Genomic DNA, 17109 nt, shown 5'->3' on the forward strand with positions numbered 1-17109 from the left:
CATAATCCGCGTTGCAATTTCGCCCATTCCTTCGTTTACCGTATGCAGGGTTCGCAGAGGTACCAAATGGCCTATCTACTCGGTGTCGATACTGGCGGCACATATACCGATGCTGTCGTGCTGGATGACACAAAACAACGGGTCGTTGCCTCTGCAAAAGCGTTGACGTCGCGCCCTGATTTGGCGCTGGGCGTGGGGGCAGCGATTGATGCGGCGCTGACCAAGGCCGGTGTGGCCGCGCGCGATATCGCCATGGTGTCCTTGTCCACAACGCTGGCGACCAATGCGCTGGTCGAAGGGCAGGGTGGGCGGATTGCCCTTGTGTTCATCGGGTTTGACGCCGCCGAACTGACCCGCGCAGGTTTGCAAGACGCCTTGCGCGGCGATCCGGTCATCGCGCTGGCAGGCGGGCATAGCCATGCCGGGGTCGAGGCTGCGGCGCTCGATCTGGCCGGTTTGCAGGTGGCATTGGCGGCGTTGGACGCGGGCATCACCGGTTTTGCCGTCGCCGCCAGTTTCGCCACCCGCAACCCCGCGCATGAAATCGCGGTGCGTGACATGATCCGTGATCTGACCGGCCTGCCCGTAACCTGTTCGCATGAATTATCCTCGGCGCTTGGCGGGCCGAAACGGGCGCTGACGGCTGTGCTGAATGCCCGCCTGATCGGCATGATCGACGGGCTGATCACCGCCTGCGAAACCCATCTGGCGACCTGCGGGGTCACCGCCCGCCTGATGGTCGTGCGCGGCGACGGGGCGCTGGTTTCAGCGGCTGTCGCGCGCGAAAAGCCGATTGAAACAATCCTGAGCGGGCCCGCCGCATCCATCGCGGGGGCCAGCTGGCTGACCAAGCAGACCGACGCACTTGTCAGCGATATTGGCGGCACCACCACCGACGTCTGCCTGTTGCGCGATGGCCGCCCGATGATCGACCCCGCAGGCGCACGCGTCGGCCCGTTCCGCACCATGGTCGAGGCGGTGGCGATGCGCACCACCGGCCTGGGTGGCGACAGCGAGGTCCATGTGACAGAAGGTCTGACCGCTGCTCTGCGACTTGGGCCGCGGCGGTTGATGCCGATCGCGCTGGCCGCAACGCAATTTCCCGATCTTGTGCATCAGGCGCTGGACCGCGCGCTGGCCAGCGGTGTGCCTGCGTCCGATGGCGGGCAGTTCGTGCTGCCGTTGTGGCGGGTGCTGCCGCAGGGGCTCGATGCGCGCGAACAGGCGGTCGCGCAGCGGCTGGTCGATGGTCCGTTGCGGCTGGGCCAGGCGGTGCAGACGCGGATGGAAAACCCCGCGCTTGGCCGGTTGATCGGGCGCGGGCTGGTGATGTTGGCGGGGGTGACACCATCGGATGCGTCGCATGTGCAGGGGATGCAGGATGTCTGGGACAGCGATGCCGCGACCAAGGCGCTGACGCTATTCGCGCGCAGGCGCACCGGTGGTGGCCAGCAGATCGCGCCGGATGCACAGACACTTGCGCGGATGATCATCGACCAGTTGACCGCGCAGACCGTCGATTGCCTGCTACAGGCCGCCTTTGCCGAGGATGGGCGCGACTGGCCCGACCCCGCCGCCATGGCGCAGCACCCGTTGGCGCAGGCGGGGTTGGACCGGCACCGGGGGATCGTGCGGATAGACATGGCGCTGGCGTTGCCGGTGATCGGGCTGGGCGCATCGGCGCGCGCCTATTACGGGGCGGTAGGCACGCGGCTTGGCACGGAAATGCTGGTGCCGGATCATGCCGATGTCGCTAATGCCATCGGCGCTGTCGTTGGGCAGGTGCAGATGCAGGCCTCCGGCACCGTGACCAGCCCGGGCGCAGGCGCGTTCAAGGTACATCTGGCAGGCGATGTGCAAAGCTATTCCAGCCGTGACGCCGCCTTGTCCGCGATCCGCGATGCGCTGACAGCACAGGCCACGGCTGCCGCGCGTGGCGCGGGCGTCGAAGATATCAGCCTGCATGTTGCCCAAGACATCACCGAGGTCGATGTTGAAGGCCAGCCCATGTTCATCGAAGCCAAGGTCAGGGTAACCGCGCAGGGCAGGCCGCGTATCGCGGCGGGGTGATTGTGGCTGGTCACTTTCTTGTCAGTCCGATTGCGCGGCTGCGCATGATGAAGGACAACGTCGCGATATTCAGGACCATATCATGCTAGACCGCTATCTTCGCCCAATGATCGACCCGCCGCTGAACCGGATCGGGCGCCGTATGGCAGCGCGCGGGATTTCGGCGGATCGTGTCACGTTGGTCGGGTTGGTGCTGGGGTTGGTGGCCGCGCTTGTGATCGCGCTTGGCGCGCCAATGCTGGCATTGGTGCCTTTGCTGGCCAGCCGTGTGGCAGACGGGCTGGACGGGGCGGTGGCGCGGGCCACGCGCCAGACCGATTTTGGCGGCTATCTGGATATCGCTGCGGATTTCCTGTTTTACGCAATGATCCCGTTGGCCTTCGTGCTGATCGATCCGGCTGGCAACGGGGCTGCGGGTGCGTTTTTGCTCGCATCGTTCTATGTCAACGGCACCAGCTTTCTGGGCTTTGCCATACTGGCTGAAAAGCATGGCCACAGGACAACCGCGCAAGGCCAAAAATCGCTGTATTATTCCAACGGTATCCTTGAAGGGACCGAAACGATCCTGTTCTTCGTGCTGCTTTGCCTGTTCGCACCTTATTTCGCGCCGCTGGCGTGGGTTTTTGGCGCTTTGTGCTTTCTGACTGCCGCACTGCGGGTCAGGGCGGCCTATCGTATCTATGTTAACTAAAGGACATCTTTGATGAAACACCTTGCCGTTCTTGCCGCCTTGCTGGCGCCTTTGCCTGCGATGGCGGATGTTGATCCCGCCGATTGGGAGGCGGTGACAGCACAGGCCGAAGGCCAGACCGTCTATTGGAATGCCTGGGGCGGATCGACGACGACGAATGATTTCATCGCTTGGGTCGGATCGCGTGTCGCGCAGGACTATGGCGTGACCCTGAACCATGTCAAACTGACCGATACCGCCGATGCGGTCACCCGCGTGCTGTCGGAAAAGCAGGCAGGCCAGAACGAAAACGGCGCGATTGACATGATCTGGATCAACGGCGCGAATTTCGCTGCGATGAAAGAGGCCGATCTTCTGTTTGGCCCCTATGCCGAACAGCTGCCCAATTGGGCGCTGGCCGATTTTGAAAACAAACCTGCCCTGCAGACCGATTTCACTGTGCCGGTGGACGGATATGAGAGCCCTTGGGCAATGGCGCAGGTCGTGTTCGTGCATGATACCGCACGGATGCCCGACCGTCTGGGGTCGATGGATGCGCTGCTGGGCTGGGCGCAGGCCAATCCGGGGCGGTTCAGCTATCCGCAGCCGCCGGATTTTCTGGGAACAACTTTCCTGAAACAGGTGCTGATCGACATTCTGCCTGATCCATTGGTGCTGGCCGAACCTGCAACAGATGCCAATTATGATGCGGTGACAGCGCCTTTGTGGGCCTATCTTGACGCGCTGACGCCGCATCTGTGGCGCGAAGGCCGCGCCTATCCGGCAAGCGGTCCTGCGCAGTTGCAGTTGATCGCCGATGCCGAAGTCGATCTGGCGATTTCCTTTAGCCCCGGTGAAGCGACTGCCGCGATCGCCAATAACCAGTTGCCCGATACGGTGCGGACCTTTGTGCTGGACAAGGGCACGATCGGTAACGCCTCTTTCGTGGCGATCCCCTATAATTCAGGGGCCAAGGCAGGGGCGATGGTTGTCGCCAATTTCCTGCTGTCGCCCGAGGCGCAGGCCCGCGCCCAAGACCCCGCGATACTTGGCTATGGCACGGTGCTTGCGATGGACAAGCTGTCGGATGCCGACCGCGCGCTGTTCGAGACATTGGACCTTGGCATTGCGACGCTGACACCGGCGGAACTGGGGGTCGTGCAGGATGAACCGCATCCGACATGGATGACCCGCATCAGCGACGATTGGGTCGCGCGCTACGGCGTCGCGCAGTAAACGCCGCCCATGTCCCGCCGCCGCCTGTTGCCGTTGTTACCGGCGCTGACCATGCTTGCATTGCTGGGGCCGGTGCTGGCGGGGCTGTGGGGGACGGTGTTGCCGGCCTTTGGACATTTGCCTGCGGCGGGGCTGACCGGGCCGTCGCTGGACCCGTTCCGCGACCTGTTGGGTTGGGCCGGGTTGCCGCGCGCGGTGATGCTGTCGGTGGGGACCGGCGTTCTGGCGACGGTGATGTCGTTGGCCATCGTCATGCTTGTGACGGCCGGCTGGTCTGGCACGCGGGTGTTTGGGGTGTTGGAACGGCTTTTGTCGCCATTGCTGGCGGTGCCACATGCTGCGGCGGCGTTCGGGCTGGCGTTCCTGATCGCGCCATCGGGCTGGCTGGCGCGGCTGACCTCGCCGGAGCTGACAGGCTGGGACCGGCCACCAGACCTTTTGATCGTGCATGACAGCTGGGGCCTTGCAATGACCGCTGGGCTGATCGTGAAAGAAGTGCCGTTTTTGCTGTTGATCACCTTGGCTGCCTTGGGTCAGGCGGATGCCCAGCGCAGCGTGCGCGTGGCGCGGGCGCTAGGCTATGGGCGGCTGACTGGCTGGCTCAAGACCGTGTTTCCGCGGGTCTATGCGCAGATCAGGCCGCCGGTCTATGTCGTGCTGGCCTATGCGATGTCGGTCGTGGATGTCGCTGTCATTCTGGGTCCAAACACGCCGCCGTCCTTGTCGGTGCAGATCGTCAAGCTGATGGCGCATCCCGACCTGAGCCATCGACTGGAGGCTGCGGCGGGGGCCGTGTTGCAACTGCTGCTGGTGATTGGCGCGCTTTTGGTCTGGCGTCTGGGCGAGGGTGCCGTAGCAGCCCTTGGGCGGCGGTGGATCGCAGCGGGCGCGCGCGGCAAGGCCGACCCGGTCATCGCGGGTCTGGCGCTGGTGGCCGGGGCGGTTTCGGCGCTGGCGGTTTTTCTGGGGTTGGTCGTTCTTGGGGTCTGGTCAGTCGCGGGATTCTGGGGGTTTCCCGATGCATTGCCGGACAAGATCACGATGGCGAATTGGCTGCGTTTCGGCCCTGGCACATTGCAGGCGCTGGGCGAGACAGCCTTCATCGCGGTGGTCGCGGCGCTGGTGGCACTGGTGCTCACCATCGGCTGTCTGGAGGCTGAATATCGCCATAAACTCCGGGTCAGCCAGCGTGCGCTCTGGGTGTTGTACATACCGCTTTTGGTCCCGCAAACGGCCTTTCTGCCGGGGTTGCAGACGCTGATGTTGAACCTTGGGGCCGAAGTGGGCCGGGGGCCTGTGATACTGGCGCATGTGGTTTTTGTGCTGCCATATGTTTTCTTGTCGCTGGCGGATCCGTTCCGTGCCTGGGATGCGCGGATGGGCGTGATCGCCGCAGCACTGCGCGCCAGCCCCGACGGCATTTTGTGGCGCGTGCGGCTGCCCATGTTGCTGCGTCCGGTGCTGACAGCCTTTGCCGTCGGGCTGGCAGTATCCGTCGGGCAATACCTGGCGACCTTGCTGATCGGTGGCGGGCGCGTCGCGACCCTGACGACCGAGGCGGTGGCGCTGGCCTCGGGTGGCGACAGGCGCGCGATCGGTGTTTATGGGCTGATGCAAACGGGGGCGGCGCTGGTGCCCTTCGCGCTGGCCTTGCTTATTCCGGCGCTGGTCTGGCGCAACAGGAAAGGATTGCGGCATGGATAAGGGATTATCGCTGCGCAATGTCACGATTTTCAAAGACCGATCAGCGCTGATCAGGGTGCATCAAGATGTGGCCCCGGGTGATGTCTTGACGATCATGGGGCCGTCCGGTGTGGGCAAATCCACATTGCTGGCCTTTATCACCGGCACCTTGCCCAGCGATTTCACCGCCACTGGCCGGGTATTGCTGGACGGGCATGACATCACCCATGCTGCGGCGCATCAACGGCGCGTCGGCATCCTGTTTCAGGATGACCTGCTGTTTCCGCATCTGTCGGTCGGGGCGAACCTTGCCTTTGGCTTGCCGCCAGGTGGGTCGCGGCATAACAGGCAGGCCCGGATCGACGCCGCCTTGGCCGAGGTCGGGCTTGACGGTTTTGCGCAGCGTGATCCTGCCACTTTGTCGGGTGGACAAAAGGCGCGTGTCGCCTTGATGCGGATGCTTTTGTCCGAACCCTGCGCCCTGCTACTGGATGAACCCTTCGCGCGGTTGGATGCGGCGTTGCGCGCACAGGTCCGAGACATGGTGTTCGACAGGGCGCGCAGCCGCGCCTTGCCTGTGCTGATGGTCACCCATGATGCCGAAGACGCGCAGGCCGCAGGTGGCGCAATCATTACGCTGTGCAATGAAAGCGGCTACTGAAGGCCCGCGCAACTAGATCACATCAGTGACGTGAGGTTGATCCCCACAGTCATCGCGCCCACGACGGCACCCGCGCTGTCCACAATGGACATGGACACCTGTGCCTGTACTTCGCCGGATGATCCATCCAGTTCAACCTCGCCAAAATGGAGCGCGTTCGGGCCCTTGGGGAAGGTTTCGGTAAATTTTACCTCGTCACCCTGCCAGTAATCCGATGTCGCTTCGGCTGCAGCGACGTTCAGACCGCGGGCATCCATCACGAAGATTTCAGCAATGGTTCCGCCCGCTGTTGCGATGCGTTGCCGCAGAAAATCAGAGGTGGGGTTTTGCAACACCCCATCGATCAGCGGAATACCTGCCATTCCGGACTGCGCAGTCCACAGCGCATCGAGTTCGTTGATCTTGGCCTGATCATAGCTGCCAGTGATCGCATTTTGCGCAACGATCGCATCCACGATGATTGGGTCCGTTGCCCATTCTATGACGTGTTCAGTGACGAATTTCTCCATCTGGGATGTCAGATCCTGTGCTGCCCCAGCTGTCGCGGTCGTGGTGGCCAGCATCATCGCGAGCCAGAAAGTCGTTTGTTTCATCTATGATCCTCCTATGCATAGCCGGATACGGAGGATTCATTTCCAGCCGGTTAAACAACGCACAGAAGTATGAACAGTTTGAATTAACCGTCAGCTTAATCGCCCTGTTGCCAACCGGCGCGTCGCGGCACGCGAAAGGCCAGCATCGGCTTGATCAGCGGTGACGCATAGCGGTCCAGATCCAGTGCTTCGTGGACGCCGGTGACGGTTTCGCCGTCCAGCACCGTTTGGACGGCGGAGCGTGAATAGAACGGCGCGTCCAGCATGCCTAGGACCTGCCGTGGTGCGATGCCGGGGTCGGCGCGGGTTTCGCGCCTGATCCGCCAGCCCGACGATTTGAACGGCACGCGCGGTGGCGCGCTGACCTGGCGGGCCGTGCCGTCATGGTCAAAGGCGATGGCGGTTTCCAGCATGGACCCGTCCCGCCGCGTCGCGTCATAGATGCAGGTCGCGCCCGCCTTGGTCGGATACCGGCCCCATGTCCAGAATTTGAAGTCGTCCTCTAGCGGTCTGGTGCCGAAATTGGCGTCGAAATACCCATGCCCCGACCATTGCCAGCCCTTTGCCGCCAGATCGACCGTGATGTCCGACGATGGCGCAAAGGGCCGCCAGACATGCGCTCCATCCGGCGTCAGCGGCAGTTCGACGGATGTTACCGCGCGCGGCGTGATCGTGATCTGCCCTTGCACGCGGCTGATGACGGGCGGGCCGCTGATCTCGTTGATGTCGATCACCAAGGCTTTGCCGTTCCAATGCATCGACGATGGGCCGACCTGCAATGTGTCGGTGCTGGTGCGCAGCGCCTGTCGCCCGCGGTCGGTCATGGTGAACCGCCCGCCGGGGCCGTAGGTCGCCACATTGATGCAGCAATGATTGGCCGGATCACCGCGCCCCGACCATGCATACCATGGCGAAAAGACGGACCCTATGAACCCGATGACGCTGACGGCTTTGGTGCCGCAGGCGCTGATGCCGTCGATGTACCACCAAGCATAACCCCCCGGCGGGACGTCGAGCGCAAAGCAAGGTCGCTCAAGATCGCCGCGGCCGCGTGCTGGGCGCAGAGCGTCGCCATTGGCACCCCCGCCCCCGGATGCACCCCGCCACCCGCCAGATACAGCCCCGGCATCGCCGTTCTGATCGTCGGTCGCTTGAAGGCCGCCGTCAGACCGTGCGGGCTGCGCCCGTACAGTGAACCGAGGCTCGCGGGGAACAGATCCGCGAACCCCTGCGGCGTGGTCAGGCTGTCCGGCCCGGGTGTCGGGCTGAAGGTCAGTCCGAACTGGCGGAAACGGGCGAAAATCTGTGTCTGACATTGGGCTTTTTCCTGTTCGGGGTCGCGCAGAACGGGGGCTGCGTTCATGATGATTTCGAAACGTTGCAAGGCGTCTGGGGCTGCCGTGCCATGATCCTGCGCGCACAGGTACAATGACGCATCGCGCGGCATTTCATTGCGGGCGAGTGCGCTAAATTCCGCCTTGGGGTCATGGCCGAAAAACACAGTATGATGCGCAAGATCTATGCCGTGCGGCACAGCTGCGAAGGCATGGACATAGGCCGACAGGCTGCGCGGTGCGATACCGTCGCGTTTGACAATCCCTGCAAAACTGTCGCCCAGTAATCCGGTCGCCAGCGCACGTGGTTCGCCATTGAACACGACGGTGGCGGCGGCGAAATGGCCTTTGGTCGTCTCGACCCCGCTGATCTGCCCACCTTGGCGGGTGATCCGCAGGGCGCGGGTGTCGTAATGAAACTGCACGCCGTGCCGTTCTGCCAGCCCTGCGATAGCCTGCGCGAGCTTTTGCATCCCGCCTGCGACGGTCCAGACGCCCTGCGCCTCGGCCTGCCAGATGAGCGACAGGATCGCGGGCGACTGGTAGGGTGAGCCGCCGACATAGGTCGCATAACGCCCGAACAGCTGCGCCAAGCGCGGATCGCTGAAGCTGGATTTCAGCAGCCCCGCCAGCGTGCGGTGCGGTGCCATATCGGCGATCAGGTGGGGCTGGGCCAGCACCTTGCGCGCCACGGCGATCTGGTCGGGCATGGCGGTGCGCATCATTGGCGCGTCGAAGGCATCAAACAGCCGCTTTGCGCGGGCCGAGAAACTGGCGAATTCCGCCGCTGCCACTGCGCCAAAAGCATCGCGGACATTGGCAAGGCTGGCCTGCGCATCGGCCATCAGGTCCAGCTGCGTGCCGTCGTCCCAATAATGCCGCGCCAACGTTGCCAGCGGCGTCAGCGTGACATGATCGGCCAGATTATCACCGACATCCGCGAACAGCGTGTCAAACACATGGCGCATCGTCAGCACGGTGGGGCCGGCATCGACCGGACCCGCTGCCGATGGAATGGCGCGCATTTTACCGCCCGGTGCAGCGTGCATATCCACGACTGACACATCGTATCCCGCATGGCCCAAGCGCAAGGCAGTGGCCAATCCGGCGATTCCCGCGCCGATGATCACGATCTTTTCCGCGGATGTGGTCATTTCGCACGGGCCTCTAGTGTATCGTTTGATTTACATTGACATATGTAAACTAAAATAGACAGTATGGAAGTGAGATAGGACACATGCCATGAAAATCGCCGACCGGATCGAAGCTACAATGACCGCTGCCATCGCGCAGGGACAGGGCGGCGTGGCGCCTCCCAAACTGGCGGCGGCGTTGAATTATGCCGTCACTCCGGGTGGTGCGCGGATCAGGCCAACGATTCTGATGAGCGTGGCAATGGCCTGTGGTGATGACCGTCCGGCGCTCACGAATGCGGCGGCGGCGGCGCTGGAGCTGGTGCATTGCGCCAGCCTTGTGCATGACGATCTGCCCTGTTTCGACGATGCCGATATGCGCCGTGGCAAGCCCGCGCTGCACCGCGCGTTTTCCGAACCTTTGGCCGTGCTGGCGGGCGATAGCCTGATTATTATGGGATTTCATTTGCTTGCGCGCGCGGCGGGCGACGCGCCTGCGCGTGCGATCACGTTGCTTGATATCCTTGGCACGCGGACCGGCATGCCCTTTGGCATTTGTGCTGGGCAAGGCTGGGAAAGCGAAAGCCAGATTGATTTATCCGCCTATCATCAGGCGAAAACCGGGGCCTTGTTCATTGCCGCGACCCAGATGGGGGCCGTGGCCGCAGGGCAAGAGGCCGAACCCTGGGCCGAACTTGGCGCGCGGATCGGAGAAGCGTTTCAAGTCGCCGACGATTTGCGTGACGCGCTTTGCGATGATGCGACACTGGGCAAGCCTGCAGGTCAGGACGATCTGCACGGGCGGCCCAATGCGGTGGCCGCTTACGGCGTACAGGGCGCGGTCAAACGGTTTGACGATATCCTTGGTGGTGCGATTTCATCGATTCCCGCTTGCCCCGGCGAGGCGGCGCTGGCCCAGATGGTGCGCGCCTATGCCGATAGATTGGTGCCTGCGGGCGCGCGTGACCGGCGCACCGTGCCGGGCGAATAATGACGGATGCGGCTGTGACAATGCCGGTATCCGGGCCTGACCTTGACCGCCAAAGCGCGTCGCGTTTCACACGTCTGGTGGCCTCGCCTGCCTTTCAGAAATGGGCTGCCCGCTTTCCCCTGACACGTCGCCTGGTCCGGTCCGAAGGCCATGCGATGTTCGATCTTGTCGCCGGTTTCTGTCACTCGCAGGTGCTTTATACGCTGGTAGCGTTGGATATCCCCAAGCTGTTGTTGGTCCATGAACTGCCCTTGTCCACCTTGGCGGTGCAAGGGCGGATGCCGCCCGACCGCATGGCGGTGCTGCTGTCCGCGGCCGGGGCGCTGGGCCTGCTGAAACAGCGCAAATCGGGCCTTTATGCGCTGACAACGCGGGGTGCCGCACTTGCAGGGGTGCCCGGTCTGGCGGGGATGATCGCGCATCATGACGTGCTTTATCGTGATCTGTCGGACCCTGTTGCGTTTTTTCGCGGCGAAGTGGACACGGAACTGGCCGATTTCTGGCCCTATGTGTTCGGCGCTGGGGCTGCGACCAACCCGGACAGTGCCGCCAAATATTCGCGCCTGATGGCCGATAGCCAGCTTTTGGTCGCCGATGACACGCTGGCAGCGGTCGATTTTCGTGGTGTCACCCGCTTGATGGATGTGGGTGGTGGGACAGGTGCATTCCTTGCGGCGGTGGGTGCGGCCTACCCGAAACTGGCGATGACATTGTTCGATCTGCCCGCCGTCGTTCCTGCCGCGCAGGACAGGTTCGGCGCAGCGGACATGACGAATCGGGTGCAGATCGTGCCAGGATCGTTCCGCGACCAGCCGCTGCCGCAGGGGGCCGATATGATCAGCCTTGTGCGCGTGCTTTACGATCACAGCGATGAAACTGTGGCTGATTTGCTGGCTGCCGCCTATGCCGCGCTGCCCACCGGCGGGCGGATCGTGATTTCCGAACCGATGACAGGCGGCGCTGCCCCGCATCGCGCGGGTGATGCCTATTTCGCGATCTATTGCATGGCAATGCGCACCGGGCGCGCGCGGTCGGCCGACAGGATTGCGGCGCTTTTGCAACAGGCCGGATTCTCCAGCCTGCGTCTGCCAAAGGCCGCGCGCCCCTTCATCACCTCGGTTGTTGAAGGTGTAAGGTAAAGTTTACACACTATGTGTCTAAAAGAATTGACACTGCCCATCAAAAAGATAAACTCAATCCAAGAGGAGGCGCTGCTGTCAGGTCAGAATGGCCCCAAGCACCGCAGGAGAGATTAATTGGAAACAAGGGCCGTCATATTATCAGCACCCCGCAAGCTGGGGCTTGATACGGTGGGAATCACACCCCCGGCGCGTGACGATATTGTTGTCCAGATTCGCCATTCCGGCATTTCCACAGGCACCGAAAAACTGTTCTGGTCCGGTGATATGCCGCCATTTCCCGGCATGGGTTATCCGCTGATCCCCGGCTACGAGGCCGCGGGCGAAGTGGTCGAGGCTGGCCTGGACAGCGGGTATCGCGTGGGGGAACATGTCTTTGTCCCCGGTGCCAATTGCTATGAAGGCGCGTTTGGCCTGTTCGGGGCTGCTGCACAGACCATCGTGACCAAGGCGTCCCGTGTGACACGGATCGACCGTGGCCTTGGGGCGGGTGGCGCGTTGCTCGCACTGGCTGCCACCGCGCGGCACGCGATGGCGGGGCCGAACAAATCTGTGCCTGATCTGATCATTGGTCACGGTGTTCTGGGCCGCCTTTTGGCGCGGCTGACCATTGCGGCGGGCGCACCTGCGCCGACCGTCTGGGAAGTGGACCCTATCCGCATGGCGGGTGCCAAAGGGTATCAGGTGATGACACCCGAAACCGACACGCGCCGCGATTATACATCCATCTATGATGCCTCCGGCCGTGGTGATCTGCTGAACGAGTGGATCGGGCGCATCGCCAAGGGCGGCGAGATTGTTCTGGCGGGTTTTTATACCGCGCCACTGCAATTCGCCTTTCCGCCCGCCTTTATGAAAGAGGCCCGTTTGCGCATCAGCGCGGAATGGACCGCTGACGATATGACAGCCACCCGTGCGCTTGCCGAAAACGGCACGTTGCGGCTGGCCGATCTGATCACACACGAACAAGCCGCCGAAACCGCGACCGCTGCCTATGAAACGGCGTTCAGCGATCCGGCCTGCCTGAAAATGATTTTGAACTGGGGAACCGCATGAAAGATGAAATACCGAATCTGAAGGATTTCGATCAGCGTCTGCGCGATGAAGCCCATGAGGAACCCAGCCTGGAGGTCCCAAGCGGCCCACCCACATCGAAAACCCAGATCATCGCGATCTATGGCAAAGGCGGGATCGGCAAGTCGTTCACGCTGGCCAACCTGTCCCATATGATGGCCGAAATGGGCAAGCGCGTGCTGCTGATCGGCTGCGACCCCAAATCCGACACAACCAGTTTGCTGTTTGGTGGCAAGGCCTGCCCGACGATCATCGAAACATCCGCCAAGAAAAAGCTGGCGGGCGAAGAGGTCGCCATCGGCGATGTCTGTTTCAAGCGTGGTGGCGTGTTCGCGATGGAACTGGGCGGGCCAGAGGTTGGCCGCGGTTGCGGCGGGCGCGGTATTATTCACGGGTTCGAATTGCTCGAAAAGCTGGGGTTCCATGATTGGGACTTTGACTATGTGCTGCTCGATTTCCTTGGCGACGTGGTCTGTGGCGGTTTCGGCCTGCCGATTGCGCGCGACATGGCGCAAAAGGTGATCCTTGTCGCGTCCAACGATCTGCAATCGCTTTACGTCGCCAACAACGTCTGTTCGGCGGTGGAATATTTCCGCAAGATGGGCGGCAATGTCGGTGTGGCTGGTCTGGTCATCAACAAGGACGATGGCACCGGAGAGGCGCAGGCCTTTGCCGAAGCCGTGAAAATCCCCGTGCTTTGCGCGATCCCGCAGAACGACGATCTGCGCAAGAAATCCGCGAATTACCAGATCGTGGGCAGCTATGACAGCGAATGGGGCCCGATGTTTGCGGGTCTTGCCGATGCGGTTGGTATTGCGCCACCTGTGCGCCCGACCCCGCTGGACCAAGACGGTCTGCTGGGGCTGTTCGATGCCAAGGATACCGGCGGCGATTACAAACTGGTCCCTGCCACCGACATGGACATGCGCGGCAAGAACGCTGTGGCCAAAGAAAGCCTGGAGGTCATTTACGATGACGCCTGAGCCATCCCGCCAAATCCGTGACGAGGTGCGCCAGATGCTGGCGCAGGCCCGCCCCGACCAGTTGCAACGGCTGCTTGCCGCGATCGCCCGCGTTCCCGTGAAGGAGGCGCAACATTATGACGCTTGATCACCAGACTCAAGGTTACGAAGTCGGCTATGACGAGGCGGGCAATGTCCGCATCATCGAGGGCGAGGCTGTTGCTGCGACACCAGAGGTAACGCAGACAGCATTGGCTGGCGGCTGTTCTTCGGGCGGCACCATGAAGGACGCGGCGCGCGCTGCGGGCAAATCCGACATTCTGGACCAATATGCCAAGGACTATCCGCAAGGACCACATGACCAGCCACAATCCATGTGTCCGGCGTTCGGGTCTTTGCGTGTGGGCCTGCGTATGAAACGCGTGGCGACAATCCTGTCGGGGTCTGCCTGCTGCGTTTACGGGCTAACCTTTGTGTCGCATTTCTATGGTGCGCGCCGGTCTGTCGGCTATGTGCCGTTCAATTCCGAAACGCTGGTCACCGGCAAGCTGTTCGAGGATATCCGCGAAAGCGTGCATGATATGGCCGATCCCGACCGTTATGATGCGATCGTGGTCACCAATCTGTGTGTGCCGACGGCGTCCGGTGTGCCTTTGCGCCTGTTACCGCGTGAGATCAACGGCGTGCGGATCGTCGGCATCGACGTACCAGGCTTTGGCATCCCCACCCATGCCGAGGCCAAGGATGTTCTGGCCGGTGCGATGCTGGCCTATGCCCGTGAAGAGATCAAGGCAGGCCCCGTTGCCCGCCCTGTCGGCGGCAAATCTGACCGCCCGTCTGTTGCCCTGCTGGGCGAGATGTTCCCCGCCGATCCAATGATGATCGGCGCGATGCTGGCGCCCATGGGTCTGGCCGCTGGCCCAGTTGTGCCAACCCGCGAATGGCGCGAGCTTTATGCCGCCCTTGATTGCGGTGTCGTGGCAGCGATCCATCCGTTCTATACGGCATCGGTGCGCGAATTTCAGGCGGCTGGGCGTAAGGTCGTAGGCTCAGCGCCTGTCGGATACCACGGTACCGCCGCATGGCTGGCCGCGATTGGCGAGGCGTATAATGTGCCTGCTGTGCAGATTGCCGCCGCACAAAACGCGTTCCTGCCTGCGATTACAGCCGCCCTTGGTGGCGCGCAGATCAAGGGCACCGTGACGCTGTCGGGCTATGAAGGCTCTGAGCTGCTGGTCGCGCGTCTGCTGATCGAAAGTGGCGCGGATGTGCCTTATGTTGGCACCGCCTGTCCGAAAACCCCTTGGTCCGCCGAGGATGCTGCATGGCTGGAAAGCCGCGGTGTGAAGGTGAAATACCGTGCCTCGCTCGAGGATGATCTGGCGGCTGTGGATGCGATCAACCCTGATCTGGCGATTGGCACTACGCCCGTAGTGCAACATGCCAAGGAACGCGGGACGCCCGCGCTGTATTTCACCAACCTGATTTCCGCGCGTCCCCTGATGGGGCCAGCCGGTGCCGGGTCATTGGCGCAGGTCGTCAATGCGGCGATTGCGGGCAAGGAAAAGATGGACACGATGCGCGCCTTTTTCGAAGGCGTGGGTCACGGCGATACCGCCGGTGTCTGGGAAGGGTCACCCAACCTGCGCCCTGATTTCCGCGCGATGCATCAGAAAAAGCTCGACAAGCAGGCGCGTGCGGCTGCGGCGGAGCAGATGATATGATGGCGTATTTTGGAACAAAATCGCCATGGTGCGGGAAAGAGATTGGCAAAGCCAATCGCGGCCGCACAGCGACCGCAGGGGGCGCTGCCCCCGCTGCGCTCCCCCGGAGTTTTTTGAACAAAGCGAGGGGCGGATCATGCTGATCATGGATCACGACCGCGCGGGCGGCTATTGGGGTGCGGTTTACGCGTTTTGTGCCGTCAAGGGATTGCAGGTTGTCATCGACGGACCTGTGGGCTGCGAAAACCTGCCGGTGACGTCGGTCTTGCATTACACCGACGGCTTGCCACCGCATGAATTGCCGATTGTCGTGACCGGCCTGGGCGAGACCGAGATGGGCGAAGGCACCGAGGCGGCGATGAAACGCGCTTGGGAAGTGCTTGATCCCGCACTGCCTGCCGTGGTTGTCACAGGGTCGATTGCCGAGATGATCGGGGGCGGTGTCACGCCGCAAGGTACCAATATCCAGCGGTTCCTGCCGCGCACGATTGACGAGGATCAATGGGAAGCCGCGGATCGCGCGATGACCTGGATCTTCACCGAATTCGGCATGACCAAAGGCCGGATGCCCCCTGAAAAGAAGCGGACCCCAGGCGAGGCGCCGCGCGTCAATATTTTGGGTCCGATGTATGGCGCGTTCAACATGCCATCCGATCTGGCCGAGATCCGGCGTCTGATCGAAGGCATCGGGGCCGAGGTCAATATGGTGATGCCTTTGGGTGCCCATGTGGCCGAAATGCGCAATCTGGTGAATGCGGATGTGAATATCTGCATGTACCGCGAATTCGGGCGTGGTTTGTGCGAGGTGCTGGGCAAGCCCTATCTGCAAGCGCCGTTCGGGATTGATTCCACCACGAAGTTCCTGCGCAAGCTGGGCGAATTGACGGGGCTTGACCCCGAACCGTTCATCGAATGCGAGAAGCATTCTACCATCAAACCCGTCTGGGATTTGTGGCGGTCGGTGACGCAGGATTTCTTTGCCACTGCCGAATTCGCGATTGTCGCGAATGAAACCTATGCCCGCGGCATCCGCCATTATCTTGAGGGTGATCTGGGTTTCCCATGTGCCTTTGCTGTTGCGCGCTGCCGCGGCAAAAAGACCAACAATGACGAAGTGCGCGCAATGCTGCATGCCAAGCGCCCGCTGATCGTCATGGGATCGATCAATGAAAAGATGTATCTGGCCGAAATGAAGGCCGGACATGGGCCAAGCCCGGTGTTCATCCCCGCCTCTTTCCCCGGTGCCGCGATCCGGCGCGCCACGGGCACGCCGTTCATGGGCTATGCCGGTGCGACCTATGTGCTGCAAGAGGTCTGCAACGGGTTGTTCGACGCTTTGTTCCATATCCTGCCGCTTGGCAGTGAGATGGACAAAACCGATGCCACGCTGACGCCTTTGCGCCGCGATTTCCCTTGGGATGCGGATGCACAGGCCAAGCTGGACGAGATCGTGGCGACGCACCCGATCCTCACACGAATTTCCGCCGCCAAGTCTCTGCGCGATGCCGCAGAGCGGGCTGCGCTCGACGCCGGCAACGACAGGGTCGTGCTGGAGACCGTCGAAACCCTGCAACCATCCTTGGGAGGACGCAAATGACTGATTTCACCACAGACGCACCGATGACACGGGCGCGGCACACGGCCCCGAAACGGGAATATTATGCGTATTTCGCGCTGATCTTTCTGGCGACCCTGCCGCTGGCGATCCTGACATGGGTCCTGTTTGCGGCGCGCCGGATGGAGCTGCCCGAACACGGGCCCATCGCCAAGGCCTGGACCCAGGCGCGCATCATCACGCCGCATATCTTCAACGCATGAAGGTACGGCACGACATTTGTC

General features: G+C 62.2%; 16 protein-coding genes. 13 read left to right on the forward strand and 3 right to left on the reverse strand.

What is annotated here, in order from left to right:
* Positions 1 to 66: 66 nt before the first annotated feature.
* From SKA53_RS11895 to SKA53_RS11915, 5 genes are all read left to right on the forward strand, one after another.
* Complete coding sequence (locus tag SKA53_RS11895; protein ID WP_007206397.1) at positions 67 to 2070, forward strand: hydantoinase/oxoprolinase N-terminal domain-containing protein; 2004 nt, start codon at positions 67 to 69, stop codon at positions 2068 to 2070.
* 82 nt (positions 2071 to 2152) lie between these two features.
* Complete coding sequence (locus tag SKA53_RS11900) at positions 2153 to 2761, forward strand: CDP-alcohol phosphatidyltransferase family protein (RefSeq protein WP_040482966.1); 609 nt, start codon at positions 2153 to 2155, stop codon at positions 2759 to 2761.
* 12 nt (positions 2762 to 2773) lie between these two features.
* Entirely contained in the window at positions 2774 to 3976 is a 1203-nt protein-coding gene (locus tag SKA53_RS11905; RefSeq protein WP_007206399.1) for an ABC transporter substrate-binding protein, read from the forward strand.
* 9 nt (positions 3977 to 3985) lie between these two features.
* The gene (locus SKA53_RS11910; protein WP_007206400.1) at positions 3986 to 5680 is read left to right on the forward strand and encodes an ABC transporter permease; all 1695 of its coding nucleotides are present in this window, start codon (positions 3986 to 3988) and stop codon (positions 5678 to 5680) included.
* Positions 5673 to 6320, forward strand: a complete 648-nt coding sequence (locus SKA53_RS11915; RefSeq protein WP_007206401.1) for an ATP-binding cassette domain-containing protein — start codon at positions 5673 to 5675, stop codon at positions 6318 to 6320. Before SKA53_RS11910 ends, SKA53_RS11915 begins: the two co-directional genes overlap by 8 nt.
* Before the next feature lie 17 nt (positions 6321 to 6337).
* On the opposite strand, the gene SKA53_RS11920 is transcribed toward SKA53_RS11915, so the two are convergent.
* The 3 genes from SKA53_RS11920 to crtD form a co-directional block, all read right to left on the reverse strand.
* On the reverse strand, positions 6338 to 6913 hold the full coding sequence (locus SKA53_RS11920) for a hypothetical protein (RefSeq protein ID WP_007206402.1): 576 nt from the start codon (positions 6911 to 6913) through the stop codon (positions 6338 to 6340).
* A gap of 95 nt (positions 6914 to 7008) precedes the next feature.
* Positions 7009 to 7884 carry a carotenoid 1,2-hydratase gene (crtC, locus tag SKA53_RS11925; protein WP_050752717.1) on the reverse strand — a complete coding sequence of 292 codons (876 nt, stop codon included), beginning with the start codon at positions 7882 to 7884 and terminating at the stop codon, positions 7009 to 7011.
* Positions 7839 to 9401 carry a 1-hydroxycarotenoid 3,4-desaturase CrtD gene (gene crtD / locus SKA53_RS11930; protein ID WP_007206404.1) on the reverse strand — a complete coding sequence of 521 codons (1563 nt, stop codon included), beginning with the start codon at positions 9399 to 9401 and terminating at the stop codon, positions 7839 to 7841. The genes crtC and crtD overlap by 46 nt, the downstream gene beginning before the upstream one ends.
* 88 nt (positions 9402 to 9489) lie before the next feature.
* Between crtD and SKA53_RS11935 the strand changes: the two genes are divergently transcribed.
* The 8 genes from SKA53_RS11935 (at position 9490) to pufQ (ending at position 17088) form a co-directional block, all read left to right on the forward strand.
* Entirely contained in the window at positions 9490 to 10371 is an 882-nt protein-coding gene (locus tag SKA53_RS11935; RefSeq protein WP_007206405.1) for a polyprenyl synthetase family protein, read from the forward strand.
* Positions 10371 to 11510: a methyltransferase gene (locus SKA53_RS11940; RefSeq protein ID WP_007206406.1), complete on the forward strand. Its 1140-nt coding sequence runs from the start codon at positions 10371 to 10373 to the stop codon at positions 11508 to 11510. The genes SKA53_RS11935 and SKA53_RS11940 overlap by 1 nt, the downstream gene beginning before the upstream one ends.
* Before the next feature lie 117 nt (positions 11511 to 11627).
* Positions 11628 to 12566 carry a chlorophyll synthesis pathway protein BchC gene (gene bchC, locus SKA53_RS11945; protein ID WP_081440139.1) on the forward strand — a complete coding sequence of 313 codons (939 nt, stop codon included), beginning with the start codon at positions 11628 to 11630 and terminating at the stop codon, positions 12564 to 12566.
* Positions 12563 to 13567: a chlorophyllide a reductase iron protein subunit X gene (locus SKA53_RS11950; protein WP_007206408.1), complete on the forward strand. Its 1005-nt coding sequence runs from the start codon at positions 12563 to 12565 to the stop codon at positions 13565 to 13567. The genes bchC and SKA53_RS11950 overlap by 4 nt, the downstream gene beginning before the upstream one ends.
* Positions 13557 to 13694 carry a hypothetical protein gene (locus tag SKA53_RS15600; RefSeq protein ID WP_007206409.1) on the forward strand — a complete coding sequence of 46 codons (138 nt, stop codon included), beginning with the start codon at positions 13557 to 13559 and terminating at the stop codon, positions 13692 to 13694. Before SKA53_RS11950 ends, SKA53_RS15600 begins: the two co-directional genes overlap by 11 nt.
* Positions 13684 to 15270: a chlorophyllide a reductase subunit Y gene (gene bchY / locus SKA53_RS11955; protein ID WP_007206410.1), complete on the forward strand. Its 1587-nt coding sequence runs from the start codon at positions 13684 to 13686 to the stop codon at positions 15268 to 15270. The genes SKA53_RS15600 and bchY overlap by 11 nt, the downstream gene beginning before the upstream one ends.
* A gap of 136 nt (positions 15271 to 15406) precedes the next feature.
* Complete coding sequence (gene bchZ / locus SKA53_RS11960; RefSeq protein WP_007206411.1) at positions 15407 to 16867, forward strand: chlorophyllide a reductase subunit Z; 1461 nt, start codon at positions 15407 to 15409, stop codon at positions 16865 to 16867.
* Positions 16864 to 17088 (forward strand): cytochrome PufQ, encoded by a 225-nt coding sequence (pufQ, locus tag SKA53_RS11965; RefSeq protein ID WP_007206412.1) that lies wholly within the window; start codon positions 16864 to 16866, stop codon positions 17086 to 17088. Before bchZ ends, pufQ begins: the two co-directional genes overlap by 4 nt.
* Positions 17089 to 17109: the final 21 nt, after the last annotated feature.

Origin of the sequence: Yoonia vestfoldensis SKA53 (assembly GCF_000152785.1) — a bacterium.
Lineage (GTDB): Bacteria > Pseudomonadota > Alphaproteobacteria > Rhodobacterales > Rhodobacteraceae > Yoonia > Yoonia vestfoldensis_A.